The sequence below is a fragment of the Sediminimonas sp. genome (genome assembly GCF_024637375.1).
Classification (GTDB): Bacteria; Pseudomonadota; Alphaproteobacteria; order Rhodobacterales; family Rhodobacteraceae; genus Sediminimonas.
Window position 1 is genome coordinate 1 of record NZ_JAGXFK010000001.1, and the last position, 26,525, is coordinate 26,525.

A 26,525-nucleotide genomic window follows, 5' to 3' on the forward strand; every position below is an offset into this window, starting at 1 on the left:
CCAGCGTGATGGCCGCGCGCCGACGGGGCCGTGGCCTCCGTCGCGCCAGATGTCGAGTTGTTCTTGTCGTCCATGTCCTATTCTCCTTCGCTCGGAAAATAGCGCTGCCATCTGTCTCAAGAAACCGTGCCCCAACCCACAAGTTTTCCGGCGCGACTGCGGTTTCGGAGCAAGCCAAAGCTCTGGCGGCAGGCACAGGTAAATGCCTGGGCCACCGGCCTTCCAGTGCCCGTCTACAAGCAACTCCCGGAACAGCACCGCCGCCCAACGATGGAGGCAGTGACCACGAAATCACAACAACCGCGAAAGCCGGCAGAGGTATTTAACCCCTTCCTCGAAGAACGATTTTCGGACGTTTGAGGAATGTCTGATCAAGGCATTCGGCTACGCCAAGCTGGCGGCTATATCGCTTTGCGAGGTAGCCAACTGGGCATTTGCGCCCGATTTCTCGGTTTCAAGGCCGCCTTGTCGGCGGTTCGGCGAAGTCTTCCGCAACGCCGTAATCGGCATGCTGCAAGTTCAAAGGTTGGGTGGGGCACAGAGCCAACAGATTTTCTGCGCCGGCATCAGGCCGCTCTGTCCGCATTGCGGCCTCTCGAACCGCGCTGCGAGCAACCGGGGGCGCGCCAGAGGCAGACTGGGAACTTTTTGTCAGGTGGTGAACACTCGGGCGCGTTGCGAACGATCACGCTCACCCCGCCGGCGCTTCTTGCGGCCCGGGGGTGCGCCCGTCCGCACCGGCACCGATATCCCAGAACAGGGCCGCCATCAGGCGCAGCGCATCGCGGCATACGGGTTTGAGCACATGTTCGTCCGGCGCGTGCTGCGAGCAGCCGCGGTAGGAATGCGGCACCCACACGGTGGGCAGGCCGAGGATGTCGGCGAAGGCGTCGTTGGGCAGCGACCCGGCGAGGTTGGGCAGGATATGGGGCGCCTTTCCCGCGGTCCGTTCCAGCGATCGGGCCACGAACTTCACCCAGGGATGATCGGGGGCCAGGCGCGTGGCGCGAAAGAACCCCCGGTCATGGGGGGCAATCTCGACCTGCTCGAACCCGTGCGCGTCGAGATGTCGGCGCAAGGCGGGCAGGATGTCGTCTGGGTCGGTCCCCACCACGTAACGCAACTGGCAGGTGGCGCGGGCATGTGCCGAGATCGCGTTGACCGGCGCCTCGGGCACGCCGCTTTTCATCGCCAGGATCGCGAAGCTGTTCCAGCCATAGGCGCGTTCCGCCGGGGTCAGGCCTTCCTCGCCCCAGTCGGTGTCGATCGCCGGGCCGTCGCCGCCTTCGACCGGCAGACCGCGCAGGGCGGCGCGCACCTCGTCGGTCAGGCTGTCGGGGCGCCATTCGGGTATGCGGATCTGGCCGCGCGCATCGGTGATCGTCGACAGCGCCTGCGCCAGGATCATCGCCGGATCGGACAGCAGCCCGCCCCAGTTGCCCGAATGATGCGCGCCCTCGCGCAGGGTCACCACCAGGTCGAAAGTGATCCCGCCACGCGAGCCCATGAATATGGTGGGCGTCCCGGGTTGCAGGCGCGGCCCGTCCGAGGCGATCAGAACATCGGCCGACAGGGCCTTCTTGTGAAGTTCGAAGAACTCGGCCAGCCCGGGCGAGCCGGTCTCTTCCCCGGTCTCGATCACGACGCGGCAGTTGAAGCCCAGTGTGCCACGGGTGCGAAGCACGGCGTCGAGCGCGGCGAGGTTGACCAGGTGCTGCCCCTTGTTGTCGGCGGTGCCGCGGCCGTAAAGCCGCTCGCCCTCTTCGACCAGGCGGAACGGATGCAGCCCCTCGCGCCATTGTGCGGTCTGGGCACGGATTACGTCGCCGTGGCCATAGGTCAGAATGGTGGGCAAGTCGTCGCCTTCGTGCCGTTCGGCCACGAGGATCGGGCCCGCGTCCTGCACCGGGTTGGGATGGACTGCGCAGGAAAAGCCCATGGCGCTCAGCCGCCCGGTCATCGCCTCGCCCAGGTAGCGGGTCAGCTCGGGGGCCTGGTCCGGGTTCTGACTCTCGGTCTCGTAGGCCACCAGTTCGGCCAGCTCAGTTTGGAACCGGCCATCGTCGAAATAGGCGCAAGCGGTGTCGATCGCGGATGTTCTTGTCATGGATTACCTTCCGGGTCTTCGCAAATTGCGTCGCCCCAGGGCGACATGATCTCGGTGCAGCCGGTGTTGATACCCGCCTTGCGCATCACGCCCGCGGGACAGGCGAACGCATAGGGAAACGGGCCGCGACGCGCGGTGCAGAGCGGGTGCGTGGCTGCAAGGGCCTCGATCACCCCGGCGGGCAGCGTTTCGTCGGCGACGACGGTCTCACCGCCCGAGACGTCGATACGCGGGTGGTGAAAGCAAGCCTCCATATCCATGCCGAAATCGGCCACGAAAGAAGCCATCTGCACCATTGCCGAGACGATCTTGCGCCCGCCCGATGCGCCGAAGGCAAAGCGCGCGCCATCCGCCTCGCCCAGGATCGGGCAGACATTCATCAGGCAAGCCTTGCCCGGCCCAAGGGAATTGGGGCGTCCGGGCACCGGGTCGAACCACATGACCCCGTTGTTCATCACCAACCCGGTCGAGGGCGAGACGACGCGCGCGCCGAATACCGACAGGAGTGTCTGGGTTTGCGAGACCATGTTGCCCTGCCGGTCGACCACCGAGAAATGCGTGGTGCAGCCGGCATGCGCCTCTGTCTCGCCGGTGTCGCCCATGTTGGCCAGCCGCTCGGCGTAGGCGCCCGAAAGGCCATCGGCATAGGCGGTAAAGGCGGCGGCGCCGGGCGCTTGGCCGAGGTCGCGGCGCGCCATCAGGTCCAGGGCGCGGCGGAAGGTGGGGCCGGCGGTCAGCCCCGGCATCGTGTGCAGGCGCGCGCCCCGGTAGTCGAAGCTGAGAGGCGCGCAGAACCGCGCATGGTAGGCGCGCAGGTCGTCATGGCTGAGACAGCCGCCCTTGGCCCGGATGTCGGCGGCCATGCTGGCCCCCAGCTCGCCGTCATACATCTCGCGCGCGCCATGAAGCGCGATCCGCGACAGGCTGTCGGCCATGCGGGACTGGTCGAGCCGCTGATCGGCCAGGGCGGTCCAGCCGCTGGTCCTGGGCCATTGCCCGTCTTCCAGAAACAGCGCGGCGGCATCGGGGTCTTTCGCCAGTTCGCGGGTGGTGGACGCAATGACAAGTGCGGCATACCAGTCGATCAGCAATCCCTCGCGGGCAAAGGCGATGGCGGGGGCCAGAAGGTCGGCCCAGGGCAGCTTGCCGAAACGCGCGTGCAACTGGCCCATCCCATCGACCAGGCCGGGCACGGCGACGGCCGTCGCCCCCTGGACGTTGCGGTTGTCGACAACCTCGTCCCATGGGAAAAGATCGCCCGCCACGCCCTTGCCCGACAGCGGATAATCGGTCGGGTCCAGCGCCGCGGGCGCGCGCATGCCGTAGTTCAGCCCCTGTGCCGCGCCGGTGTCGGCGCGCCACAGCATCAGCGCCCCACCACCCGCCGGGCCGCTCATCCAGGGCTCCAGCACGCCGATGGCGAAAGAGGTGGCGATCGCCGCGTCCACCGCGTCGCCGCCCGCGGCCAGCACGTCGGCCCCGGCCTGGGCCGCAAGCCGGTGCTGCGCGGCGACGACGCCGAATTCTGTCTCGATGACGGTTTTTCGCGTCACCGCGGTGCGGGACAGATTGACGGACATCTCAGGCAACCTTCTCGTTTTTCATGGGGTTGTTCGGATCATGCAGATGGCATTCGACATGTCCGGTCCGCGTCGGGATCGGGACCGGCTTCGTGGTCTGGCAATACTCGGTCGCCATCGGGCAGCGCGGATGAAACTGGCACCCCGAAGGCGGGTCGATCGGGTTGGGATAGGCCACGCCGAGCTGCGTGTCGGGCACCCCGAGGCCCGGCTCGGGGGTAAGGACAGATTTCAGCAGCGCCCGGGTGTAAGGATGCATCGCCTCGTCGAAAAGGCCCGCCACGTCGGCCTCTTCCACGATCCGGCCCAGATACATGACCGCCACCCGCGTCGCCAGATGTTCGACCACGGCCAGATCATGGCTGATGAACAGATAGGTCAGGCCGAATTCGCGGCGCAGATCGCCCAGCAGGTTCAGAATCTGGCTTTGCACCGACACGTCCAGCGCCGAGGTCGGCTCGTCGCAGATCACGATCTCGGGCTTCATGATCAGTGCCCGGGCGATCGCCACGCGCTGACGCTGGCCGCCCGACATCTGGCTGGGATAGGTCTCCATCACCCGCGCGGGCAGCCCCACGATATCCAGGATTTCGCGCACCTTGCGATCCCATTCGGCGCGCCCGCCGACCCGGTGCACGCGCAACGGCAGCGAGATGATGTCGAAGATGGTCTTGCGCGGGTTGAGCGAGGAATAGGGATCCTGAAAGATCGGCTGGATGCGGCGCGCTAGGCTCAGGCGGTCCTGGGCGCGAATCTCGGTGCCGTCGATCAGAACCTGGCCGCTGCTGGGCATTTCCAGCCCCAGAAGGATCTTGGCCAGCGTGGACTTGCCGCAGCCCGACTCTCCGACCAGGCCCAGCACCTCGCCGCGCGGCAACGACAACGATACGTCGTCCACCGCGGTCAGCAGGCTGGCCTTGCCGAACAGCCCCTGCTTCACCCGGTAGGTCTTGGTGACGTTGCGCAGTTCCAGAACCGCGGGATCGGTCTCGGCGCTCATGCTGACACCCCCTGTTCGGCGTTGCGTTTGCCATCGGCATGGACGCAGCGAAACCTGTGCCCCGCCGCACCCCGGTGCGGGATCGGCCCCTTGCAGGCGGCGACGGCGTGGGCACAGCGGGTGCGAAACGCGCAGCCCTCGATGTCGCCGACAAGCGAAGGCACGATGCCCGGGATGGTGCCCAGTTCGCTGTTGCGCTCGGTTTTGCCGGGCAGCGGAATGCAGCGCAGCAATCCGCGGGTATAGGGGTGCGTGGGGGTGTTGAACACGTCCGCCGCGGGGCCCGTTTCGACCAGTTCGCCGGCATACATCACCGCCACCTTGTCGGCGACCCGCGCGACCACGCCAAGGTCGTGGGTGATCAGGATCATGGCCATGTTCATTTCGCGCCCGAGGTCATGAAGCAGCCTCAGTATCTGGGCCTGGATCGTCACGTCGAGCGCGGTCGTGGGCTCGTCCGCGATCAGCAACTCGGGCCCGCACATCAGCGCCATGGCGATCATGACCCGCTGGCGCAGCCCCCCCGACAACTGGTGCGGATACTGCGACAGCCGGCTTTCGGCGGCGGTGATCCCGACCTTTTCCAGCAGTTCGACGGCGCGGGCGCGGGCGGCCTGCCGACCGACGCGCCGGTGCAGCAACAGCGCCTCGGTCAACTGGTCGCCGATCGTGTAGGCGGGGTTGAGCGAGGTCATAGGCTCCTGGAAGATCATCGACATCCGGGCGCCGCGCAGCGCCCGCATGGTGCGCGCGCCGGCGGTGATCAGGTCGGTTCCGTCGAAGTCCATCCGCTCGGCACCACGGCGGATATTGCCGCCCAGCAGGCCCATCAGCGCCAGCGAGGTCAGCGACTTGCCCGACCCGCTTTCGCCGACGATGCACAGGGTTTCGCCACGGTCGAGGTCGAAGTCGATGCCCCGGACCGCGTGCAGCGTGCCCGCGCCGACGGGAATGTCGATGGTCAGGTTGCGAACGCTCAGCAAGGGATCATTCATTCCGTCAGCTCCGGTTTTCCGGCGCGGTCACGTCGCGCAGACCGTCGCCGACAAGGTTGATCGCCAGCACCAGCACGAACAGCACCACGCCGGGAATGACGACCATCCATGGCTCGAACAGCATCATGTTCTTTCCTTCCGACACCATCAGCCCCCAACTGGGCGTGGGCGGCTGGACACCAAGCCCGAGGAACGACAGCGCCGCCTCCAGCAGAATGGCATGGGCCATTTCCAGCGTGACCACCACGATCAGGTTGTTGGCGATGTTGGGCATGATCTCGGACAGGATCACGCGCGGGGTCGAGGCGCCGATGGCACGGGCGGCGGCCACGTATTCGCGGTTTCGCACCTGCAGCGTCGAGGCGCGCATGACCACGGCGAACCGGTCCCACAGCAGCAGGCCCAGCACCACGATCACCACCTGGAGCGAGCCACCCAGGATCGCCACCACCGCCAGCGCCACCAGCACCACGGGCATGGCAAGGCGCACGTTGATGAGAAACGTCACCACCATGTCCACGCGGCCGCCGAAATAGCCGGCGGAGACGCCCATGGTGGTGCCGATCACACCCGAAATGAACGCCGCGACCGCCCCGATCAGCAGCGAGACGCGCGCGCCGTAGATGAGGCGCGACAGGTAATCGCGCCCCAGGTGATCCGTCCCCAGCGGGTGCGCCCAGTCGCCGCCCAGAAAGACCGGCGGCTCCATCCGGGTCATCAGGCTTTGCGCGTAGGGGTCGTGCGGGGCGAGAAGCGGCGCGAAGATCGCGACGAACAGCAGAACGCCAAGGACGACGGCACCGAGCAGCAGGCCCTGGTGGCCGAGGATTCGCTTGCGCATCATCTGACCCGGGGTCGGGCCGGCGATGTCGCGCAGCAGGGGGTCAAGGGGCTCGGTCGTGGCCATGTCAGCTACTCCGCATCCGGGGGTCGAGCCAGGCGTTCAGCACGTCCGCCAGGAAGGTGAAAACGATGTAGAACATCGAGAATACAAGGATCAGCGCCTGCACGGTGGGAAGGTCGTTGCGCGCGATGCTTTCCCAAGCGAGATACCCCGCCCCGTGCAGCGCGAAGATCGACTCGACCACGATCGAGCCGCCCAGCATGAACCCCATCTGCACCGCTGCCAGCGACACCACCGGGATGATCGCGTTGCGCAGCGCGTGGCGAAACAGCACCCGCCCCTCGGGCGCGCCCTTGGCGCGGGCGGTGCGGACATAGTCGGAAGACAGCACATCGAGCATCCCCGCCCGGGTCAGGCGCATGATCGCCGGCATGGCATAGTAGGCCAGAACGATCGTCGGCATGATGAAATGCGCCGGGCTCGACGCCCCCGAGGCCGGCAACCAGCCCAACCGGATGGCGAAGACCACGATCAGGATCAGGCCGAACCAGAAGCTGGGCATCGCCTGCCCCGCCACCGACAGGAATAGCGCCACCCGGTCGATGACCGAATTGGGCCGGATCGCCGCCGCCACCCCCAAAGGCACCGCGGTCAGCAGCGCGAAGGTGATGCCGCACAGGCCCAGGGTCATGGTCACGCTCAGCCGGTCCACGATGAGCGAGGCCACCGGCAGACGGAAATAGTAGCTTTCCCCGAAATCGAATTGCAGGGCGGATACCAGCCAGTCCGCGTATTGCACGATCATCGGGCGATCAAAGCCATAGAGCTCGCGAACCGCCTCGATATCCTCGCCGCTGGCGGTTTCGCCCGCCAGCGCCGCGGCCGGGTCCCCGGCCAGAAACAGCAGCGAGAAGCTGATGAACGAGACGGTCAAGGCCACCAGAACGGCAAGCCCCAGCCTTTTCAGAACGAAGGTGAGCACGCGAAAATCCCTGTTTCATCGCTCGTCCGGGGACGAGGAAACCACGGTCAGGACGAACATCTGCAAACGGGGGCCAGCCGGCGGGCCGGCCCCCGAAGCGGCATGCTTACTGCCACGACATTGTCGTGAAGCGCAGAACCTCGTCGGGCGTTGGCGCGTAGTCGACCTCGTTGGTGAACACGTAGTTGGTGTTGTACGAGAACATCGGCGCCCAGTAGGCCTGATCGGTGATCCTTTCGATCGCCTTGGCATAGTGCGCGACCCGCGTGTCGGGGTCGGTCGAACTGTCCGCCACGCTCAGATCGGCCAGCACCTGATCGTCCCGCGCATCATCGAGCGAGCCATGCTTGAAGAACTGGCTGACCATCGCCGAGGCGTCGTTGATCGAGTAGCTCCCCCAGGTCAGGAAGGCCAGCGGCACTTCGCCCTTCATGTTCAGATCGCGCAGGGCCGAGTATTGCAGGAACTTGAAGTCGGTCTTGATGCCGACGGCGTTCAGATAGCTCATGATCGCTTCGGCATAGTCGCGGTTGCGATAGGCGTGCAACTCGGTGGTGAACCCGTCGGGATAGCCGGCCTCGGCCAGGAGCGCCCTGGCCTTCTTGGGGTCGTATTCATAGGTCGTGGCCGCCTCCTCGACACAGCCGAACTGGCTGGGAAAGCACGGCGTCGAAACCACCCGGGACGCGCCCTTGAGAAGGGCTTCGACCAGCTCCTCGCGGTTGATCGCATGGTTCACCGCGCGGCGCACACGCAGATCGGTAAACGGCGTGTCGCCCGAACGGCCAGCGGCATCCATCGTCAGATAGCCCACGCGCATGGTCGACTCGTTCTTCACCGTGAACCGGTCCATCTCGGCCAGTTTCCCGGCCTGGTCGGCGGGCACCTGCCAGATCAGGTCAAGGGTGCCGCTGAACAGCTCGGCCATCTGGGTGTTCACATCCGGGATGGTGCGGATATCGACATTGGCGATCGAGGGCTGCCCCTTGGGGCTGTCATGATAGCTGTCGTTCCTTTCCAGCACGAATCGCTGGCCCGGAACCACCGAGACCACCTTGTAGGGGCCGGTGCCCACCGGTTCGAGCCCCATTCCGCTGGGACCGACTTCGGCGTAATATTCGTCCGGATACATGGAAACCGGCCCCGACAGGAATTCGATCGCCGCCGGGAACTTTTCCTTCAGGTGTATGCGGACGGTGTAGTCGTCGACCTTCTCGGCCGACTCCATCCAGTTCACGTTGCGCTGGGTCTTGACCCCGTTTTCCGCCTTGGCCACGAAATTGACGGTATAAACCACGTCATCGGCGTTGAACGCCTCGCCATTGTGAAAGGTGACGCCCTCGCGCAACTTGAATTCGAGCGTGGTGTCGTCGATCCATTCCCATGAAGTCGCGAGGTTACCCTTGTATTCGTTGGTCGCCGGATCGCGGTAGATCAGCCCGTCCCAGACCGCGCGCTGCAGCACGACGCCCTCGCGCGACGAGTTGAAGTAGCTGTCCACGTTTTCCAGTTCCTTGGTAAAGGCGACGCGCAGCGTGTCGTTCGCCTTGTCGGCCCAGGCCGCGCCGGTGGCGGCCGTTGCGGCCAGCAAGACGCCTGCGAGCCCCTGCCCGCACTTTTGCCATGAAGTCTTCATCACTTTCTCTCCCTGTGTTGATGGCGCGCTGACAGCCACGCCCGCGGTGGATATGTTCTTGACGCATGTATCATATTATAATACACGACATCTTTATATGATCATTAACGCCAATGTACCTGCATGCGTCAAGCCCTACCGGAGCGGGCTTGCAGCCAAATCACGGGATGTGCATGAAAACCAAGCAAGATACGCTTTACGTCGGCTCACTGGCCAAGGGGCTGCGCCTGCTGCGCGCCTTCGACGAGGCCCATACCGAGCTGTCGCTGACCGAACTCGCGCAGCGCAGCGACCTGGACAAGAGCGCCACGCAGCGTCTCGCCAACACGCTCCACATCGAAGGAATGCTGGAAAAGGACCCCGATACGCGCCGGTTCCGCCCTTCGCATGCCTGGCTTCAGATGGCCTATGCCTACTACTGGTCGGATCCGCTGGTCGGTCAGGCCATGCCCAAGCTGATCGACCTGTCGCAAGACCTTGGCGAGACCGTCAACCTGACCGAACTCTCGGGCGATCATATCGTCTACGTCAGCCGGCTTCCGTGCAAGCGAACCTATTTCGCCGCCACCGTCATAGGCCGGCGCCTGCCCGCGCTTTCCACCTCGGCAGGCAGGGCCATGCTGGCGACTTTTCCCGAACCCGACCGCAATGCCGCCGTGGAAAGCTGGCCGATCAAGCGTTTCACGCCAAGCACGACAACCGACCGCGACAAGATAAGAGGCAGCATCGCGCGCGCGGCACGCGACGGCTTCGCGATCTCGACAGGCCAGATGATCCTGAACGAAATCGGGGTGGCGACGCCGATCATCGGGCATGACGGACGTGCCTACGCGGCCGTGCAGTGCTCGGTTTCGGCCCATACCTGGACACGGGAAACGATCATCCGCGATATCCTGCCAAAGCTTCAGGACACCGCCAATGCGATTTCGCCCTCTTTCCAGGGCCACCGGGGGTCTGCACGCCCTGACCATTGATACGGGCGCGGCATGGACGATATGTGAGTTGAGGGCCGCGCGGTCAGCGTATCCACAATCGAAAGGGGCCATCCACATGGCACACAAACCCAAACTCGTGAACCTCGCCTTGCAGGGCGGCGGTTCGCACGGCGCCTTTACCTGGGGGGTTCTGGATCGGTTTCTCGAAGACGGGCGGCTACGGATCGCCGGGATATCCGGCACCTCGGCAGGGGCGATGAACGCGGTCGCGCTGGCCGACGGCTTTACCCGCGACGGCCCCGAGGGCGCGCGCGCAGCCCTCGATCACTTCTGGCGCGCCATGAGCGAGGGCGCCAGGCACAGCCCGCTCAAGCGCACGCCCTTTGATGTCCTGACCGGCAACTGGGGGCTGGAGAACAACCCCGTCTACCACGCCATGGACGCGCTTTCGAGGGTCGCCTCCCCGTACCAGCTCAATCCGATGAACGCCAATCCGCTACGCGATCTGGTCGATAAAACCATAGATTTCGGCATGGTGCGCAAATGCGACGCGTTCAAGCTCTTCATCTCGGCCACCAACGTCGAGACCGGCAAGGTCAAGGTCTTTCCACGCGAGGCGTTGACGGCGGGCATGGTGATGGCCTCGGCCTGCCTGCCGCATCTCTACCAGGCGGTCGAGATCGACGGCGTGCCGTACTGGGACGGCGGCTATATGGGCAACCCGTCCCTGTTTCCCTTTCATGGCCAGACCGGCACCGATGACATCGTCGTGGTTCAGGTCAACCCGATCGAGCGCAAGGGCGCGCCGAAGACGCCGATGGATATCCAGAACCGGATGAACGAGATCAGCTTCAACGGCAGCCTGTTGAAGGAGTTGCGCGGCATCGACTTCGTCGACCGGCTTATCGACCAGGGCAAGCTCTCGGTCGAGGAATACCGCCAGGTACGCGTGCATATCGTCGAGAACGAGGCCGAGCTGAACCCGCTGGGCGCCTCCTCGAAGATGAACGTGGAATGGGCATTTCTGACCAAGCTGCGCGACATCGGTCGCGACACCGCCTCCCGCTGGCTGGACGAGAATTTCGACGGAATCGGCAAACGCTCGACCGTGGATCTGCGCGAGATGTTCCAGGGCATCGGCGCCAGCCACTAGGGATAGCGACGGCGGCACCTACGGCGGTCACATGCCACGCCGATCCGATGGCGCGGGCGCTCGCGCGCGATGCGTTCGCCTTCGTGGCCGACTTCGACCCGTCCTGCTGGACCACGGCGCGCGCGATCGCCCGCGACCGGTTGCAGAGCATCGCCTCGATGCTTCCAGGCGCGACTGGACCTATGGCCTGCTGACCGACCTGTTCTACAGCGCAAACTGGTCGATCCCAGAGCTGGCGCAGGAAACGCCCAATGAAGGCTCACCCGCACCCGCAGGATAGACCTTCTGCCTATCGCGTCGCCGCCGGCTTCGGCCTTGCGGCCTGCACCCGCTCAGGGTGTGGTGGCAAAGCGCGGGTACGCGGTGCGGGGCGCTGACCGGGTTTTTCACCGACCGGCACCCGATCGCGTGCCGCGCCCGTCGCGGGGGGCGGTGGATTTCGGGGCGGCGGTGTCTCTTGCCGCTGTAAACCTGCGGGGATTTTGCTAGGCTGGCGCCGTGGCAGCAAAGGTTTCGCCCGTGCAGAACAAAGACCGACCCACCCCTGCCCCGATCTTCACCGTGTCGTCGCTGAGCAAGGTGTACGGCACCGGTCCTGCGGCCGTGCACGCCTTGCGCGGGCTCGACCTGACCCTGCCGGAGGGCGAGCTGGTGGTGCTGCTGGGCCCGTCGGGCAGCGGCAAGTCCACGCTTCTCAACATCATCGGCGGGCTCGACAGGGCCAGTTCCGGGCGCGTGATGTTCAAGGACCGCGACCTGACCGCGATGACCGAAGCGCAACTGACCCGCTACCGGCGCGACCATGTCGGCTTCGTGTTCCAGTTCTACAACCTGATGCCCAGCCTGACCGCCTATGAAAACGTCGAGCTGGTCACCGAGATCGCCGCCGACCCGATGGCGCCGGACGAGGCGCTGGCGCTGGTCGGGCTGGAGCAGCGCAGCCATCACTACCCGTCGGAATTGTCCGGCGGCGAGCAGCAGCGCGTCGCCATCGCCCGCGCCGTGGCCAAACAGCCCACCGTCCTGTTCTGTGACGAGCCCACCGGCGCACTGGACAGCACCACCGGGCGTGCCGTGCTCAAGGTCTTGTCGGATGTCAACAAACGCCTGGGCACGACGGTCCTGATCGTCACCCACGCCGCCGCGACAGCCGCCATGGCCGACCGCGTGATCCATTTCGCCGATGGCGATATCCGGGAAATCGTGCACAACGATGCCCCGCTCGGCGCGGCAGAGATCGAATGGTAGCGCCGCTCGACCGCAAGCTGGTGCGCGATTTGTGGCGCATCAAGGGCCAGGCGGCGGCGATCGCGCTGGTGATCGGTCTGGGCGTGCTGATGCAGGTGATGATGACCGGGCTGGTGGGCACGCTGGATGAAACGCGCCGCGCCTATTACGACCGCTACCGCCTTGCCGACGTGTTCGTGCCCGTCACCCGCGCCCCCGAACGGGTGGCCGCACGGCTGGCCGACGACCGGCGGGTCGCGGCGGCGACCACGCGCATCAAGGGGCAGGCGTTGATCGACCCCGGCGAAGGGGCCCTACCGATCCGGGCGCAGACGCTGTCGCTGCCCGATGAAGGCATGCCGCGGCTCAACGACATCTATCTTGCCGAGGGGCGTTTGCCGCGCACCGCCAGCGCCGACGAGATCGTTCTGCTGGCGGGGTTCGCAAGGGCGCGCGGGCTGAGCCCCGGCGACAGTCTCGACGTGACCATGAACGGGGCACGCCATCGCCTGCGCATCGTCGGGCTGGCCCGCGCGCCCGAGTTCCTGTACACCACCGCACCGGGCGAGATGGTGCCCGATGACGCGCGTTTTGCGGTGTTCTGGATGCGCCGCGCGGCGCTGGCGGCGGCCTATGACATGCGCGGTGCGTTCAACGAGGTTCTGCTGACGCTGGAGCGCGGCGAGACCCCGCAGGCCCTGATCGACACGGCCGACCGCCTGCTGGCCCCATACGGTGCGGCGGGCGCCTACGCGCTGGACGACCTGCCCTCGAACCGGTTCGTGAGCGAGGAAATCCGCGGGCTGAAATCCTCGGCCGGCACGGTGCCGCCCATCTTCCTGGGCATCGCGGCCTTCCTTTTGTATATCGTGACCGCTCGCATCGTACAGGCCGAGCGCGAGCAGATCGGGCTGCTCAAGGCGTTCGGCTACAGCGGCGTCGAGGTCGGCTGGCATTACCTGAAACTGGTGGTGTTGATCGCGCTGTCGGGTGCGGTGGCCGGGTCGGTCGCGGGCATCTGGGCCGGGCACGCGATGGCGGTCTTCTACCAGACCTATTTCAAGTTTCCGTTCCTGGTGTTCACGCTCGACCCGGTCAGTTTCGTCGTCGGTTTCACGATCAGCATGCTGGCGGCGACGGCCGGCGGGTTGGCGGTGGTCCGCCACGTTCTGACCCTGACGCCGGCGGTGGCGATGCGCCCGCCGGCGCCGCCCGATTACAGCCGCACCTTCGATCTGGCCGGGGCGTTCCGACGCTGGCTGGATCAGCCCAGCCGCATGGTGCTGCGCCGGCTCAGCCGCTATCCGGGGCGGATGCTGGGCAGCGTCGTCGGGATCGCGGCGGGAATGGCGCTGTCGGCATCCACGCTGACGGTGGTCAGCGGTTTCAACACGGCAGTAGATCTGTCTTTCAACGTGATGAACCGGTCCGACATGACCGTCAGCTTCACCCATCCGCTACCGCGCAAGGCGCTGCTGGAACTTGGCCGCATGGAGGGCGTGCTGCGTACCGAGCCGATGCGCGTGGTGCCCGCGATCCTGCGCAACGGCACGCGCAGCTATCGCGGCACGATCGAGGGGCGGCCCCGCGCGCCGGCGCTCAACCGTATCATCGACGCCCGGCATCAGCCGCTGGAACTGCGCCGCGACGGCATCACACTGGCCGAACCGCTGGCCGATATCCTGGGCGTGGCGCCCGGCGACATGCTGAGCGTGGAGGTGCGCGAAGGGCGCCGCCCGGTCCTGCGCCTGCCGGTCGCGGCGGTGGCACAAACCCTGCTGGGCGCGCCGGCCTTCATGGAAATCGGCGCGCTGGGCCGCGCACTGAACGAACCCGAGCGCGCCTCGGGGGCGCTGCTGACCATCGACAGCGCCGCCCGCGAGACATTGTATCAGCAACTCAAGGACATGCCGGCGGTTATCGGCGTGTCCCGCAAGGCCGATGCCCGCGCGGCGCTGGTCGAGCTGATGAACACCGGGCCGGGGTCGGTGCGCTACGTGATGCTGCTGGTAGCGGCAATCATCACCTTCGGCATCGTCTACAACGCCGCGCGCATCGCCTTTGCCGAACGCAGCCGCGACCTGGCCAGCCTGCGGGTGATGGGCTTTACCCGTGCCGAGGCCGGGTTCGTCCTGCTGGGGGAGCTGGCCATCGTGACGCTGCTGGCCATTCCCCTCGGGATCGGGCTGGGCTATGGCTTGACCTGGGCGATCGTCGAGGGGTTCAGCACCGACCTCTACCAGATTCCGGTGGTGTTCCGGGCCTCCAACTACGGCGCCGCCATCCTGGCCGTGGTGATCGCCGCTGTGGTATCGGCGGGCATGGTATGGCGCAACCTGACGCAGCTGGACCTGGTCACGGCGCTCAAGACACGGGAATAGGACCATGGCACGCAGGAAACACTCGCGCATCGTCATCGGCCTGGTCATCGCAGGCATCCTCGTGACCGGGGTGGGCTATGCCTTCTGGCCGAAACCGCAACTGGTGGATATCGGCACCGCCGAACGCGGCCCGATGCGGGTGACGATCGACGAAGAGGGGCGCACCCGCGTGCATGACCCCTACATCGTCTCGACCCCGATCACCGGGCGCTTGATGCGGGTCGAGGTCGAACCCGGCGACGGCGTGACGCGCGGTGAAACCGTGGTGGCGCGGATGCGCCCCACCCTGTCGGCGGCGCTGGACGCGCGCACCCGCGAACAGGCCCGCGCCAACGTCACCGCCGCCCAGGCGGCGCTGCGCCTGGCCCAGGCCAACCTGCACAAGGCCCAGGCCGACCGCGACCTCGCGCAAGCGGAACTGGAGCGCACCCGCAAGCTGTTCGAGCGCGAGATCGCCAGCCGCGCGGCGCTGGACGCGGCCGAACGCACCGCCCGCGCCGCCGAGGCGGCACTGGATACCGCGCGGGCGGGTATCTCGATGCGGGTGGCCGAGCTGGAAAAGGCGCAGGCCCAGTTGCGCAGCTTCGACGACGAAGCCGACCCGACCCGCGCTGCCGCCGACGAGGCCCAGACCATCGCGCTGCACGCCCCGATCACCGGGCGCATCCTGCGGGTGATGCAGCAAAGCGAAACCACCCTGCCGGCCGGCACACCGGTGCTGGAAATCGGCAACATCGCCGACGGACTGGAAGTGCAGGCCGACCTGCTGAGCCGCGACGCGGTGCGCGTATCCCCCGGCGACGCGGTGATCATCGACGACTGGGGCGGACCAAAGCCGCTGTCCGGGACCGTGACGCGCGTCGCGCCGCGAGGGGTGACGCGGGTCTCGGCACTGGGTGTCGAGGAACAGCGCGTAACCGTCACCATCGGGTTCGACAGCACCTACGAGGACCGCGCCGCGCTCGGCCACGGCTACCGCGTCGAGGTGCGCATCGTCGAGTGGTCCGACGACGACGCCCTGAAGGTGCCGTCGGGGGCGCTGTTCCGCGACGGCGACGGCTGGGCGCTGTTCGTCGCGCGCGACGGGGTCGCGCACAAGACACCGGTCGAGGTCGCCGCCAACAACGGCGTCACGGCGGCCATCGCCGCGGGGCTGGAAGACGGCGCGCGCATCGTGCTGTACCCACCGGCGGGGTTGAGCGACGCACAGCGCATCGCGCCGCGCAGCGCCTACTGACCGGGCGCGGGACGCGCCTGCCGGGTCCGTACCATCGTGCCTGACGTGATTGCGGGCCAGCGCCGCGGGGATCGCGGGCCGCCGAAGGCCGGTCGTTGCGCCGGACATCAAGCCCCAAAAACCGGCCGCGCCGAAGGTGGCGACGATCCTCCGGTCGCGATGGTCGCGCCCGAGCGCATCGGAAAGTCCTGCCAGGATGTTGCAAAATAGAACTCGCTTGATATCTTACACATCAATGCAGATTTGTAGCAGGCAAAATGAATGATCACCGGTCCGCAAATCAGGGCAGCGCGGGCGCTGCTCGGGGTCGATCAGAAGGCGCTGGCGCGAATGGCCGGGCTTTCGGTCCCCACCATCCAGCGGATGGAGGCGAGCGAGAGCGTCGTCGGCGGCACGGTCGACAGCCTGACACGGGTGGTCGAGGCGCTCGAGATGGCCGGAATCGAGTTGATTGCCGAGGGCGCGGCAAGTGCCGGGTGCGGGCGCGGCGTGCGGCTCAAACATCCGCGAGAACGCCCGCCCGGCGGAGGCAGAGGCGGAGGCGGAGACGACGAATGATCGCGGCGGCGGCATCACTTGCGGCGGGGTTTCTGGCGCTCTCGCTGGTGGCGACCGGGTTGCGCGGTCGGTCATGGGCGTCGGTGTTTGTCTATGGCGCCAGCGCGGTGCTGTCGCTTGGGCTTCTTGGGGCCGGGCTGGTGGCACTGGTCACGGGCGGCGCGGCGACGCACATGACGCTGCCGGTCGGCCTGCCCTGGCTGGGCGCGCATCTGCGCCTCGATGCGCTGTCGGCGGTGTTTGCGGCGATCATCGGGCTCGGCGGGGCGGCGATCAGCGCCTATGCCATCGGTTACGGCCGGCAAGAACACGAGCCGCACCGGGTGCTGCCGTTCTATCCCGGCTTTCTGGGCGCAATGACCATGGTCGTGCTGGCAGCCGACGCCTTCACCTTTCTGCTTTCGTGGGAGACCATGTCGCTGCTGTCCTGGGCGCTTGTTCTGACCCATCATCGCGAGCAAGAGACGCGCGGCGCGGGGTATCTGTACCTCGTCATGGCGGGATTCGGGACGATGGTGCTGCTGCTGGCGTTCGGCCTGATGGCGGGGGCCGACGGCAGCTACGACTTCGCCGCGATGCGCGCCGTCGAACACGGCCCGGCGCTGGCGGCGCTGGTACTGGGGCTGACGGCGGTCGGCGCGGGATCGAAGGCGGGGCTCTTGCCGCTTCATGTCTGGCTGCCGGTGGCGCATCCGGCGGCGCCCAGCCATGTCTCGGCGTTGATGAGCGGGGTGATGACCAAGGTCGCGCTTTACGGCTTCATCCGCGTGGCGTTTGACCTGTTGGGCCCGGTGCCCTGGTGGATGAGCGTTCCGGTGATCGTGACCGGCGCGGTGACGGCGGTGATGGGCATTCTCTTTGCCAATGTCGATGGCGACGCCAAACGGGTTCTGGCCTACTCGACGATCGAGAACATCGGCGTGATCTTCGCGGCCCTCGGTCTGGCGCTGGCGTTCCGGGCCAACGACATGCAGACGCTGGCGGCGCTGGCGCTGACGGCGGGACTGATCCACGCGATGAACCACATGCTGTTCAAGAGCCTGTTGTTCATGGTCGCGGGGGCAGTGCTGAATGCCACCGGGCGGCACGATCTCGATGGGCTCGGCGGGCTCATTCACCGGATGCCGAAGACGGCATTCCTGGCGCTTGTGGGCGTCACCGCGATTTCGGCGCTGCCGCCCCTGAATGGCTTCGTTTCGGAGTGGCTGCTGTTTCAAGCGATCCTGCAAAGCCCGCAACTGTCGCAGCCGGGTCTGCAGTTCCTGGTTCCCGCCGTGGGCGGGCTGCTGGCGTTGGCCGCGGCGCTGGCGGCGGCCTGTTTCGTGCGCTTCTACGGGGTGATCTTCCTTGGACGCCCGCGCACGGACGTGGCGCAGGAGGCGGTGGAGACCGACCGCTGGTCGCTTTCGGCGATGGCCGGGCTTGCGCTTCTGTGCGGTTTCGCGGGGATCGTGCCGGGCCTTCTGGTCGACCTCGTGGCGCCGGCGGTCGAGCGGGCCCTGGGGTCGCGTGTGCCGATGCAGGCTGGCAACCACTGGTTCACGCTGGTGCCCGTGGCGAATGTTCAAAGCAGCTACAGCGGATTTCTTGTCATGGTGTTCGTCGCGATCTCCGGCGGGCTGAGCGCGTGGCTGGTGCATCGCCTCGCCTCGCGCAGGCTGCGCCGTGCCCCCGCCTGGGACTGCGGGTTTCCGAATGCCGACCCGGTCACACAATACGGCGCGGGCAGTTTCGCCCAGCCGATCCGCCGGGTCATGGCCACCGTCCTGGCCGCGCGCGAGACGGTGACCATGCCGCCGCCGGGCGACACAAAACCGGCGCGGCACACAGCACATACTGAGGATCTGGCCTGGACCCGCGTATACATCCCGCTCATCGCATTCGTCGGCGCCGCCGCGGCCCGGCTCAACGCGCTGCAGTTCCTGACGATTCGTCGCTACCTGAGCCTGGTGTTCGGCTCGCTCATCCTTCTGCTGACGGGGCTGACGATATGGAACTGATCATCGGCCTGATCCTTCAAGGTGTGCAGATGCTCGTGGTGCTGGCGTTGGCGCCCGGCCTGGCCGGGCTGGTGCGCAAGGTCAAGGCGCGGCTGATGCGGCGACGGGGGGCGCCGGTGGTGCAGCCCTATCGCGATTTGATGCGGCTCATGCGCAAGGACGTGGTGCTTGCCGAAAACGCCTCGTGGCTGTTCCGGGTTTCACCCTACATGATCTTCGCCGCGACCTGGGTCGCCGCCGCGCTGGTGCCGACCTTTGCCATCGGGTTGCAATTCAGCTGGACGGCGGACCTCATCGCGCTGGTCGCGCTTCTGGGCAGCGCGCGGTTCTTCCTGGCGCTGGCGGGGATGGACGCGGGCACCAGTTTCGGCGGGCTGGGTGCATCGCGCGAGATGATGATCGGCGCGCTGGCGGAGCCGGCGATGCTGTTGATGGTGTTCACGGTCGCGCTGGTGGCGGGATCGACGCAACTGTCGAATGTCGTGACCTTCGTGGCCTCGGACGCGGTCGGCATCCGGGTGTCGATGGGCCTCGCACTGGTGGCGCTGATCATCGTCGCGCTGGCCGAGAACGCGCGCATCCCGGTGGACAACCCGGCGACGCACCTGGAACTGACGATGGTACACGAGGCGATGGTGCTGGAGTATTCCGGGCGCCACCTGGCGATGATCGAACTGGCCGCGTCGCTGAAGCTGCTGCTCTACATGGCGCTGATCGGCTGCATCTTCGTGCCATGGGGGATCGCCCCGGCCAGCGCCGGGGCCGGCGGCCTTGCCCTGGGTGCGTTGTCGTTTCTCGCCAAGCTGGCGGTCGGCGGCGTGATGCTGGCGGTGTTCGAGACGTCGATCGCCAAGATGCGGGTCTTCCGGGTGCCCGATTTCCTGGGCGCGGCGCTGATGCTGGGGCTGTTGGGCACGCTTTTGCTTTTCGTTTCCAGGAGCCTCTAGCGATGCATGATCTGGCGTTCGACATCGCGCATCTTCTGGCCGGCAGTCTCGTGCTGGTCAGCTTCATGATGATCTATCAGGACCGGCTCTATGCGCTTCTCAACACCTTCGCTCTTCAGGCCCTGCTACTGGCGATGGCGGTGGCCTGGCAGGCGTTCACCCGGGATGCGCCGCACCTTTACGCCACGGCGGCGATCGCGCTGATCTTCAAGGCGATCATCGTGCCATGGGCGTTGCACCGCGTGGTGGCGCGGATGGGCATTCAGCGCACGGTCGAAACCGTCACCGGCGTGGTGCCGACGATGCTGGCCGGCATGGGGCTGGTGGCGTTGTCGATCCTGCTGATGCTGCAACTGACCGAAGCGGCCGAGAACCCGCTGGCGCGCGAGGATCTGGCCTTTGCCCTGTCGGTGATCCTGCTGGGAATGCTGATGATGGTCACCCGGCGCAACGCGGTCACCCAGGTCGTGGGCTTCATGTCGCTCGAAAACGGGCTGATCCTGGCCGCCGCAGGGGCGCAGGGCATGCCGCTGGTGGTGGAAATCAGTGTCGCCTTCTCGGTGCTGATCGCGATGATCGTGATCGGGGTGTTCCTGTTCCGCATTCGTGAACGCTTCGACTCGGTCGATACCGAGGCGCTGGATGCCTTCCGGGGAGAGCGGCGATGACCGGTGCCGATGCCCTGTTCGCCATCCTCGTCCTGCCCGTCGCAGCGGCGGCGCTTCTGGTCCTTCTGCCGGGCTACCGGGCGAGTGCGTGGATCAACGTCGCCGCAAGCCTGCTGACCTTTCTCGCCGCGGCGTCGCTGTTCGTGCTGGAACGCCCGGCACCGGGCAATTTTCTGCTGGTCGACGATCTCAACATCGTCTTCGTGGTGCTCAACACCTTCGTCGGGCTGACCGCCGCCGTCTTCTCGGCCAGCTATATCGGTCACGAGCTGGAAACCGGCCGGCTGACGCCCGCTAACCTGCGTTTCTACCATGCCATGTATCAGATGATGATGTTCGGCATGAACCTGGCTCTGACCAGCAACAATATCGGCCTGATGTGGGTGGCGGTGGAACTCGCCACGCTGTCGACGGTGCTGATGGTCGGGCTCTACCGAACGCACGAGGCGCTGGAAGCAGCGTGGAAGTATTTCATCCTCGGCTCGGTCGGCATCGCGCTGGCGCTGTTCGGCACCATCCTCGTCTACCTCGCCGCGCAGCCGGTGCTGGGCGAGGGCACGCCGGCGATGGTCTGGACCAACCTGATCGCGGCCGCACCGCGTTTCGACCCGGCGATGCTGAACGTCGCCTTCGTGTTCCTGCTGGTGGGTTATGGCACCAAGGTGGGGCTTGCCCCGTTTCACGCCTGGCTGCCGGACGCCCATTCCGAAGGGCCGACGCCGATCTCGGCGGTGCTGTCGGGGCTGTTGCTGAACGTGGCGCTTTACGCCGTGTTGCGTTTCAAGCTGTTGATGACCGCCAATGCCGAGGCCGTGGCACCCGGCCCCCTGATGATCGGGCTGGGCCTTCTGTCGCTCGTCTTCGCCGCCTTCATGCTTTACCCCCGGCGCGATATCAAACGCCTCTTCGCCTATTCCTCGATCGAGCACATGGGGATCATCGTCTTTGCCTTCGGCATCGGCGGGCCGCTGGCCAATTTCGCCGGCTTGCTGCACATGGTGATGCATTCGCTGACCAAATCTGCGATCTTCTTCGCCGTCGGCAATGTCGCACAGATCAAGGGCACGCAGAAGCTGGCCGAAATCCGCGGCCTGACGCAAAGCCATCCGGCGCTTGGCTGGGGGCTGGTGCTGGCGGTGTTGTCGATCGCCGGGATGCCACCCTCGGGAGTGTTCATGAGCGAGTTCCTCCTCGTTACCACAAGTTTCGCAAGGGCGCCGGTGCTGGCGCTGATCCTCGTCTTCGGCCTGCTGCTGGCCTTCGGTGCGCTGCTGTTGCGGCTGACCGGCGTGGCCTTCGGCACCCCCACGGACGAGGATCACCCGATGGCCGGCTCGCTCGTGCCGCTCTGGCTGCATCTGGCGCTGATATACTGGATCGGCCTTCACATGCCACGCGCGATGGTCGAGTGGTTCCAGACCGTGGCAGCCATTCTGGGATGAGATGCGCATGACCGAGTTACCCGATCTTGCCTGGACACGCGCGCGTGATTTCCGCGCCGCCCCTTTCGGTGCAACGACCGTCAGCGCGCCGCAATGGACGGCCCTGGCACAGGCGCTTGCCGCCGGGCGGGTCACGCTGATGAGCCTTTGGGCCGAACACGGCGCGGTCTGCATGGCCTTGCACGACAGCGCCGCGCGCCGCGTCGCGGTGGCGCGGCTCGACGGCCTTGGGGACGGCTTCCCCTCGGTCGGGCTGCACCACGCGCCGGCGCAGCGCCTGGAACGCGCGGCGGCAGACCTCTTCGGCCTTGCGCCACTGGGCGCCGAGGATGCGCGTCCCTGGCTGGATCATGGCCGTTGGGGTATCTTGCACCCGCTGGGGGCCGCCGCACCGCACCCGGGCCATGCCCCCTACCCCTTCCTGCCGGTCGAGGGAGAAAGCCTGCACCAGGTGCCGGTGGGCCCGGTTCATGCCGGCATCATCGAGCCCGGGCATTTCCGCTTTACCGCGCAAGGCGAAACGGTGGTCCGGCTGGAAGAACGGTTGGGCTACACCCACAAGGGAATCGACCGGCAGATGCAAGGGGCAAGCCTCGCGCGCGGCGCGGAACTGGCCGGGCGCTGCTCGGGCGACAGCACCGTGGCCTATTCTTTCGCCTTCGCGCAGGCGACCGAGGCGGCGCTCGTCGTCAAGGTGCCCGACCGCGCCTTTGCCTTGCGTGGCATCATGGCCGAACTCGAGCGGCTGGCCAATCATCTGGGCGATATCGGCGCGATCTGCAACGATGCGGCCTTCCCGATGATGCTGGCGCAGACGAGCGTGCTGCGCGAAATGGTGCTACGCGCCGCCGCACGGGCGTTCGGCCACCGCTTCATGCGCGACCGGATCGTGCCGGGGGGCGTCACGGTGGACCTCGACGCCGAGGGCGTGACGGCGATACGCGCCCTGGTCGAGACGATCCGCGACGGGTTTCCGCCGCTGGTCGCGCTATATGACACCACCGCCTCGCTGCTCGATCGGACGGTTGGCACCGGCCACCTGTCGCCCGATCTGGCGCAGCGTTTCGGGGCGGGCGGCCATGTGGGGCGCGCCTCGGGGCGCGATTACGACACCCGCCGCGACCTGCGCTACGCGCCCTATGACATGCTGCGGCTGGAGGTGCCCCTGCGCGAGGACGGCGATGTCAACGCCCGCATCTGGCTGCGCATCAAGGAAGTCGAGCAAAGCTGCTCGCTGATCACGCAGATGCTGAATGCGCTGCCCTCGGGACCGGTGCTTGCCGAGGTGCCCCCGGCCGGCGCGGCCCGCACCGGGCTGGGGCTGGTCGAGGGATTCCGCGGCGATATCCTCGTCTGGCTGTCGCTCGACCCCGACGGCACCATCGCGCGTTGCCACATGCGCGACCCGTCCTGGTTTCAGTGGCCGCTGCTGGAGGCGGTGATCGAGGGCAACATCATCGCCGACTTTCCGCTGTGCAACAAATCCTTCAACTGCTCGTATTCCGGGCACGACCTGTAAGGGGGCACTGATGCGACGTTTTCTTCTTGAAGGTCTGATGCGGCGCCCGCTGACGGAAGCCGCGCCCGCGCCGGACGGTGACGCAAGCGCCGAATTGGCGGCCGCGCTCGAGCGCCGCGCGCGCGACAGGCTCGGCCGCAGCCTCGCCATCCGCATGGTCGATGCGGGGTCGTGCAACGGCTGCGAGTTGGAGATTCAGGCGCTCGGCAACCCGTTCTACGATCTCGAACGGTTCGGGCTGCATTTCGTCGCCTCGCCACGCCACGCCGACGTGCTGATGGTGACGGGGCCGGTGACGCACAACATGGCCGAGGCGCTGCGACGGACCCATGATGCCATGCCGGCGCCCAAATGGGTGATCGCGGTGGGCGACTGCGCGAAAGACGGCGGCTGCTTTGCCGGCAGCTACGCCGTTGCCGGCGGGGCCGATGCGGTGGTTCCGGTCGATCTGCACATCGCCGGCTGCCCGCCCGACCCGACGGCGCTGCTCAAGGGCCTGCGCGCCCTTGTCGAAAGCAGGGACATCGAGGCCGGACAAGACTGAGCGGGCGCGTGCCGCCCGGGGCGCGCGGGTATCCATGCGGAAGGCTGACGGCGATCATGGCTCGCCTGTCAGCCCCGCGGCGGTAATGCCGGCCATCGCCGCCACTTCGTCGTTGTCCGAGCTGTCACCGGTCACCCCGACCGCGCCGAGTACCGCGCCGCGCGGGTCGCGCAGCAGAACGCCGCCCGGCACCGGCACGACCTGCCCGTCGAAGGCACCGTTCATGGCGGTCATGAAATAGGCTTGCGATTCGGCCCGCGCCATCTGTGCGCGCCCGCCCATACCCAGCATCACGGCCCCGTGGGCCTTGCCCTGTGCAATGGCGAAGCGCCCCGGCGAGGCCCCGTCGGACCGCTCGAACGCCACCAGGTGGCCGCCCGCGTCCAGAACCGCCACGCTGAGCGGTTTCATCCCGGCCGCGCGCCCGGCTTCCAGTGCCTTGCGAATGATCTTGCGGGCGCGCCTTAGCGAAACTGTGGCCATGTCGTGTTCTCCCATGGTGTCGGTATGCGCTCAGCCCTGCTGCTGCGCCTTGAGTTCCAACCGCCGCGCATGCAGAACCGGCTCGGTATAGCCCGAGGGCTGTGCGCGCCCCTCGAACACCAGATCGCAGGCCGCCTGGAACGCCACGCCGTCGAAATCGGGCGCCATCGGCCGATAGGCCGGGTCACCCGCGTTCTGGCGGTCCACGACCGCGGCCATCTTCTTCATCGCCGCCATCACCTGAGCCTTGCTCACCACTCCCTGGTGCAGCCAGTTTGCCAGCGCCTGGCTGCTGATGCGACAGGTGGCGCGGTCCTCCATCAGGGCCACGTCGTGGATATCGGGCACCTTCGAGCACCCCACCCCCTGGTCGATCCAGCGCACCACGTAGCCCAGGATGCCCTGCGCGTTGTTCTCGATCTCGCGGGTCACCTCGTCAGCGGGCAGGTTGCGCCCGCTCATCAGCGGGATGGTCAGCAGATCGTCCAGCGTGCCGCGCGGCCCGGCCTTGGCGATCTCGTCCTGCCGCGCGGCCACGTCCACCTTGTGGTAATGGGTGGCATGCAACACCGCCGCCGTGGGGCTGGGCACCCAGGCGCAGTTGGCCCCGGCCTGCGGGTGGCCGATCTTGGCCTCCAGCATGTCGGCCATGAGGTCGGGCATGGCCCACATCCCCTTGCCGATCTGCGCGCGCCCGCGAAAGCCGCACGCCAGCCCGATATCGACGTTGCGATCCTCGTAGGAGGCGATCCAGGGGGTCGATTTCATCTCGCCCTTGGGCAGCATCGGGCCGGCCTCCATGCTGGTGTGGATCTCGTCGCCGGTCCGGTCCAGGAACCCGGTGTTGATGAAGGCCACGCGCGCCTTCGCCGCGCGGATGCATTCGCGCAGGTTGACGCTGGTGCGGCGTTCCTCGTCCATGATGCCGATCTTGACGGTGTTGGCCGGCAGGCCGAGAATCCGTTCGACCCGCGCGAACATCGCGTCGGCGAACGCCACCTCGGCCGAGCCGTGCATCTTGGGCTTGACCACGTAGACGCTGCCGCAGTCGCTGTTGCCGCCCTCGCGGCGCAGGTCGTGCATGGCGATGGCCACGGTTATCAGCGCGTCCATCAGGCCCTCGCCGGCCTCCTGCCCGTCACGATCCAGAACCGCCGGGGTGGTCATCAGGTGCCCGACATTGCGCACCAGCATCAGCGACCGCCCCTTGAGCCGCGCCGCATCACCATCGGGCGTGGTATAGGCAATGTCGTCGGCCAGGCGCCGCGTCAGACGGCGACCGCCCTTTTCGACCTCTTCGGTCAGATCGCCGGTCATCAGGCCCAGCCAGTTCTCGTAGGCCGCAACCTTGTCCTCGGCATCGACACAGGCGACCGAATCCTCGCAATCCATGATCGTTGAAAGCGCCGCCTCCAGCCTGATATCCGAAATCCCGGCGGCATCGGTGGCGCCGATCTGGCTGGAAGGATCGACGTCAAGGATGATGTGCAGTCCGTTGTGGCGCACGATCACGCCCTGTGGGGCCTTCGCCGTGCCGATATACCCGGCAAAGCACCCCGGATCGGCCAGCGCGGGCGATAGCGACCCGCCCTCGACCGACAGCGCGCTTACATCGGCCCAGCTTCCCTGTGCAAGTGGCACGACATCGTCCAGGAACGCGCGGCCCCAGGCGATGACCCGTGCGCCGCGCGCCGCGTCATAGCCGCCCGCGGGCGGCAGATCACCAAGTGCATCGGTGCCGTAAAGCGCATCATAAAGCGACCCCCACCGCGCATTCGCCGCGTTCAGCGCAAAGCGCGCGTTGGTGATCGGCACCACCAGTTGCGGGCCGGCGACGGTGGCGATTTCGGGATCGACGCCTGTGGTTTCAATCTCGAATTCACCGCCATCCGGTTCGATGTAGCCGATCTCCTCGAGGAAGGCGCGATACTCGGCCGCGTCATGCGCCTGCCCGGCGCGCGCGACGTGCCAGGCGTCGATGCGGCGCTGGATTTCGTCGCGCTGCTCCAGCAGCGATCGGTTCTGCGGTCCCATCTCGTGCACCAGCTCTGAAAACCCTTCCCAAAAGGCGCTGGCATCCACGCCCGTGCCCGGCAGGGCGCGCTCTTCGATGAAGGTGACCAGTTCCTGGGCCACCTGAAGGCCATTCTTGTCGATCCGCCGTGTCACCGCATTTTCCTCCTGCTGCGTGCAAGGCCTGCCCCAAGTGGGGAATGCGCGAAAAACAACATATTTGGTACTATCCTCTTACCGATACTGACATCCCAAGGGATCTGATCCTCACTCA

The 26,525-nt window shown here is 66.7% G+C and carries 22 protein-coding genes; 13 read left to right on the plus strand and 9 right to left on the minus strand.

What is annotated here, in order from left to right:
• Positions 1-691 precede the first annotated feature (691 nt).
• The 7 genes from Q0L89_RS00005 to Q0L89_RS00035 form a co-directional block, all read right to left on the minus strand.
• Positions 692-2,107: a M20 family metallopeptidase gene (locus Q0L89_RS00005; protein ID WP_296761430.1), complete on the minus strand. Its 1,416-nt coding sequence runs from the start codon at positions 2,105-2,107 to the stop codon at positions 692-694.
• Positions 2,104-3,687 (minus strand): gamma-glutamyltransferase, encoded by a 1,584-nt coding sequence (locus tag Q0L89_RS00010; protein ID WP_296761433.1) that lies wholly within the window; start codon positions 3,685-3,687, stop codon positions 2,104-2,106. The genes Q0L89_RS00005 and Q0L89_RS00010 overlap by 4 nt, the downstream gene beginning before the upstream one ends.
• 1 nt (position 3,688) lies before the next feature.
• On the minus strand, positions 3,689-4,687 hold the full coding sequence (locus Q0L89_RS00015) for an oligopeptide/dipeptide ABC transporter ATP-binding protein (protein WP_296761434.1): 999 nt from the start codon (positions 4,685-4,687) through the stop codon (positions 3,689-3,691).
• A complete protein-coding gene (locus Q0L89_RS00020) occupies positions 4,684-5,682 on the minus strand; it encodes an ABC transporter ATP-binding protein (RefSeq protein WP_296761436.1) in 999 nt (332 codons plus the stop codon). The genes Q0L89_RS00015 and Q0L89_RS00020 overlap by 4 nt, the downstream gene beginning before the upstream one ends.
• Before the next feature lie 4 nt (positions 5,683-5,686).
• Positions 5,687-6,589: an ABC transporter permease gene (locus Q0L89_RS00025; RefSeq protein WP_296761438.1), complete on the minus strand. Its 903-nt coding sequence runs from the start codon at positions 6,587-6,589 to the stop codon at positions 5,687-5,689.
• Position 6,590: 1 nt separating this feature from the next.
• Positions 6,591-7,508, minus strand: a complete 918-nt coding sequence (locus Q0L89_RS00030) for an ABC transporter permease (RefSeq protein WP_296761440.1) — start codon at positions 7,506-7,508, stop codon at positions 6,591-6,593.
• Positions 7,509-7,614: 106 nt separating this feature from the next.
• The gene (locus Q0L89_RS00035) at positions 7,615-9,144 is read right to left on the minus strand and encodes an ABC transporter substrate-binding protein (protein WP_296761442.1); all 1,530 of its coding nucleotides are present in this window, start codon (positions 9,142-9,144) and stop codon (positions 7,615-7,617) included.
• Positions 9,145-9,317: 173 nt separating this feature from the next.
• Here Q0L89_RS00035 and Q0L89_RS00040 point away from each other — a divergent pair, with 173 nt between their 5' ends.
• From Q0L89_RS00040 to Q0L89_RS00100, 13 genes are all read left to right on the plus strand, one after another.
• A complete protein-coding gene (locus Q0L89_RS00040; protein WP_296761444.1) occupies positions 9,318-10,118 on the plus strand; it encodes an IclR family transcriptional regulator in 801 nt (266 codons plus the stop codon).
• A gap of 76 nt (positions 10,119-10,194) precedes the next feature.
• On the plus strand, positions 10,195-11,232 hold the full coding sequence (locus Q0L89_RS00045) for a patatin-like phospholipase family protein (RefSeq protein WP_296761447.1): 1,038 nt from the start codon (positions 10,195-10,197) through the stop codon (positions 11,230-11,232).
• Positions 11,233-11,279: 47 nt separating this feature from the next.
• On the plus strand, positions 11,280-11,426 hold the full coding sequence (locus Q0L89_RS00050) for a hypothetical protein (RefSeq protein WP_296761449.1): 147 nt from the start codon (positions 11,280-11,282) through the stop codon (positions 11,424-11,426).
• Positions 11,427-11,751: 325 nt separating this feature from the next.
• Positions 11,752-12,480, plus strand: a complete 729-nt coding sequence (locus Q0L89_RS00055; RefSeq protein WP_296761450.1) for an ABC transporter ATP-binding protein — start codon at positions 11,752-11,754, stop codon at positions 12,478-12,480.
• On the plus strand, positions 12,474-14,840 hold the full coding sequence (locus Q0L89_RS00060) for an ABC transporter permease (protein ID WP_296761454.1): 2,367 nt from the start codon (positions 12,474-12,476) through the stop codon (positions 14,838-14,840). Before Q0L89_RS00055 ends, Q0L89_RS00060 begins: the two co-directional genes overlap by 7 nt.
• A 4-nt stretch (positions 14,841-14,844) precedes the next feature.
• Entirely contained in the window at positions 14,845-16,077 is a 1,233-nt protein-coding gene (locus tag Q0L89_RS00065) for an HlyD family efflux transporter periplasmic adaptor subunit (protein ID WP_296761457.1), read from the plus strand.
• Positions 16,078-16,338: 261 nt separating this feature from the next.
• Positions 16,339-16,635: a helix-turn-helix transcriptional regulator gene (locus Q0L89_RS00070; protein ID WP_296761458.1), complete on the plus strand. Its 297-nt coding sequence runs from the start codon at positions 16,339-16,341 to the stop codon at positions 16,633-16,635.
• A complete protein-coding gene (gene hyfB, locus Q0L89_RS00075) occupies positions 16,632-18,635 on the plus strand; it encodes a hydrogenase 4 subunit B (protein ID WP_296761460.1) in 2,004 nt (667 codons plus the stop codon). The genes Q0L89_RS00070 and hyfB overlap by 4 nt, the downstream gene beginning before the upstream one ends.
• The gene (locus Q0L89_RS00080) at positions 18,626-19,582 is read left to right on the plus strand and encodes an NADH-quinone oxidoreductase subunit H (protein WP_296761463.1); all 957 of its coding nucleotides are present in this window, start codon (positions 18,626-18,628) and stop codon (positions 19,580-19,582) included. The genes hyfB and Q0L89_RS00080 overlap by 10 nt, the downstream gene beginning before the upstream one ends.
• 2 nt (positions 19,583-19,584) lie before the next feature.
• Positions 19,585-20,250, plus strand: coding sequence for a hydrogenase-4 component E (locus Q0L89_RS00085; RefSeq protein WP_296761465.1), 666 nt, complete (start codon positions 19,585-19,587; stop codon positions 20,248-20,250).
• Positions 20,247-21,692 carry a hydrogenase 4 subunit F gene (locus Q0L89_RS00090; protein ID WP_296761468.1) on the plus strand — a complete coding sequence of 482 codons (1,446 nt, stop codon included), beginning with the start codon at positions 20,247-20,249 and terminating at the stop codon, positions 21,690-21,692. The genes Q0L89_RS00085 and Q0L89_RS00090 overlap by 4 nt, the downstream gene beginning before the upstream one ends.
• A gap of 7 nt (positions 21,693-21,699) precedes the next feature.
• Complete coding sequence (locus Q0L89_RS00095) at positions 21,700-23,211, plus strand: NADH-quinone oxidoreductase subunit C (RefSeq protein ID WP_296761470.1); 1,512 nt, start codon at positions 21,700-21,702, stop codon at positions 23,209-23,211.
• Positions 23,212-23,221: 10 nt separating this feature from the next.
• Entirely contained in the window at positions 23,222-23,755 is a 534-nt protein-coding gene (locus Q0L89_RS00100; RefSeq protein WP_296761474.1) for an NADH-quinone oxidoreductase subunit B family protein, read from the plus strand.
• A gap of 54 nt (positions 23,756-23,809) precedes the next feature.
• Here Q0L89_RS00100 and Q0L89_RS00105 read toward each other — a convergent pair whose 3' ends face one another.
• Positions 23,810-24,238 (minus strand): heme-binding protein, encoded by a 429-nt coding sequence (locus Q0L89_RS00105; RefSeq protein WP_296761476.1) that lies wholly within the window; start codon positions 24,236-24,238, stop codon positions 23,810-23,812.
• Between the two features lie 30 nt (positions 24,239-24,268).
• On the minus strand, positions 24,269-26,407 hold the full coding sequence (locus Q0L89_RS00110) for a malate synthase G (protein WP_296761478.1): 2,139 nt from the start codon (positions 26,405-26,407) through the stop codon (positions 24,269-24,271).
• Positions 26,408-26,525: the final 118 nt, after the last annotated feature.